At 69.8% G+C, this 2,354-nt stretch carries 2 protein-coding genes; both read right to left on the minus strand.

Annotated features, from left to right (window positions below; translation table 11 throughout):
* A partial coding sequence (locus tag AVW09_RS15185) for an ABC transporter ATP-binding protein (protein ID WP_197462664.1) occupies positions 1-852 on the minus strand: 852 nt, incomplete at its 3' end.
* A 239-nt stretch (positions 853-1,091) separates the two neighbouring features.
* Positions 1,092-2,354 (minus strand): MFS transporter (locus AVW09_RS15190; protein ID WP_063258858.1); only part of this gene is annotated, 1,263 nt, incomplete at its 5' end.

Below are 2,354 nucleotides of genomic sequence, written 5' to 3' on the forward strand. Positions count from 1 at the left end.
TCCGGATGCCACGCGGAATCCGCCGACACCGAGCACCACGAGCAGCGACACCTGCAGCGCGATCCCGGCGACCGGCACGATCATCGCGGAGACGCGCGCGATGCGCACGCCCGCCCCGTACGCCTCGGTCGCCGCGGCGGTGACGTTCGCGACCTCGCGATCGGTCGCGCCCGCGGCCCGGATCGTACGGATCGACCCGACCGCGCGTTCGACACCGGATGCCAGCTCCCCGACCTTCTCCTGCTGCGCCGCCGACGCGGCCCGGATGCGCGTGCTGAGGATTCCCACGGTCGCGATCGACGCGCCGAGCACGAGCACGATGAGCCCGAGGAGCAGCGGGTCGATGAACGCCATCGCGATGACCGCCCCGACGAGGATGAGCGCGTTGCCGACGGCATCCGCGAGCCCCTGCGTGAGGACGGCGTAGAGGAGGGTCGTGTCGGTGCCGACACGCGAGACGAGATCGCCGGTTCGGCGGGCGTCGAACTCGCTGATGGGCAGGTGCAGGATCCGCGCGATGAGACGGCGCCGGCTGGAGTACACGACCGCGGTACCGGTGCGCTGCAGCAGGTAGTGCTGGTAGCCCGAGATCAACGACGACAGCACGACGAACCCGACCAGCAGCCACACGAGTGCGCCGAGCGGTACCGACTGCTGCACGCGCGAGATGACCTGGCCGACGAGCAGCGGCTGCACCAGAGTGGCCCCGGCGCCGAGGATGCTCAGCACCCCGACGACGACGAGCGTGCGCGTGTGCTCGGCGAGGAAGGGCAGCAGCTGGCGGAAGGACGCGCGCGGGCCCTCGGGGGCGCGGCGGCCGCGGCGGCCACGGGCGGGAGCGGACAGGGACATGCTCACCTCGGGGTAGAAATGCGATCCCTCCGACCGTACCTCGCCCCGCCGACACCGCCGGTCGACTCCGTTCGTCGGTGTGCCGAACTCCGGAGATTCGACCCGCAACTCGTCAATCGGCGCGGGCGGCCGACCGCGACACACGAAATCTCCGGAGTCCGGCACACCCCATCGACGGAAGAGCGACGGATGCCACGAGGCCGAGGCCCCGTGGCATCCGTCGTTCTGCGCAGAACCGGTTACGGTGCGATCGCTCCGGCGGCCAGGTTGTCGTCGTACGCGACGTCCTTCGTCTCGGGGGAGAGCGCGACGGCGATGAGCGTCAGGACGCCCATCACGGAGAGGTACACGCCGACGAGCCACGGGTTGCCACCCCCGGCCGCCCACAGGGCCACCGCGACGATCGGCGCGAGCGCGGCACCGAGGATCGACGAGACGTTGTACGAGATCGCCGAACCGGTGTAGCGGGTGTTCGTCGGGAACAGCTCGGGCAGGACCGCGCCCATCGGGCCGAAGGTCGTGCCCATCAGCAGGAACCCGATGATGAGGAACGCCTGCACGTACACCCGGGTGAGACCGGCATCCGCCTGCGGCAGCAGGAAGAACGCGAACGTCAGGCCGAACAGGATGATCGCGACGGTGACGCCGAGGAGCAGGCGCTTGCGTCCGATGCGGTCGGCGAGGGGGCCCGACAGGAGCGTGAAGATCCCGAAGAACACGACGCCGACGATCTGCATGATGACGAAGTCCGTGTAGCCGAAGCCGAGGCCGGGCACGTACGCGGCGGCGTCGAACGGCGTCCCCGCCTTCTCGGCCGCGGCAGCAGCCGCCGCCTCCGTCGGCTTGGTGCCGTACGACAGCGTGAAGCTCGTCATGAGGTAGAAGAGCACGTAGGTCGCCAACATGATGAACGTGCCGAGGATCAGCTGCACCCAATTGCGGCGGATGACCTCGCCCAGCGGGAACTTGCGGATCACGCCGCTCTTCTCGGCCTTCGCGAACGACTCGCTCTCGACGAGGCGGAGACGCACCCACAGGCCCACGATCACCATCACGGCCGAGAACAGGAACGGCACGCGCCAGCCCCACGCGAGGAACTCGGCGGACCGCTGCGCGGTGCCGTCGGGGTGCGGGAGCGCGAAGTTGATGATGAGGAAGATGCCGTTGGCGATGATGAAGCCGATCGGCGCGCCCAGCTGCGGGAACGTGCCGTACCAGGCGCGCTTGCCCTTCGGGGCGTTCTCGGTCGCGACGAGCGCGGCACCCGACCACTCGCCGCCGAGGGCGAAGCCCTGCGCGAGGCGCATGATCAGCAGCAGGACGGCCGCCCACACGCCGATCTCGTTGACGGTCGGGAGGCATCCGATCAGGAAGGTGGCGACACCCATGGTGAGGAGGGATGCCACGAGCGTGGCCTTGCGACCGAATCGGTCGCCGAAGTGGCCGAAGACGATGGCACCGAGGGGGCGCGCGACCATGGCGGCGCCGAAGACGCTGAAGGA

This window comes from Microbacterium sp. T32 (genome assembly GCF_001619615.1).
GTDB lineage: Bacteria > Actinomycetota > Actinomycetes > Actinomycetales > Microbacteriaceae > Microbacterium.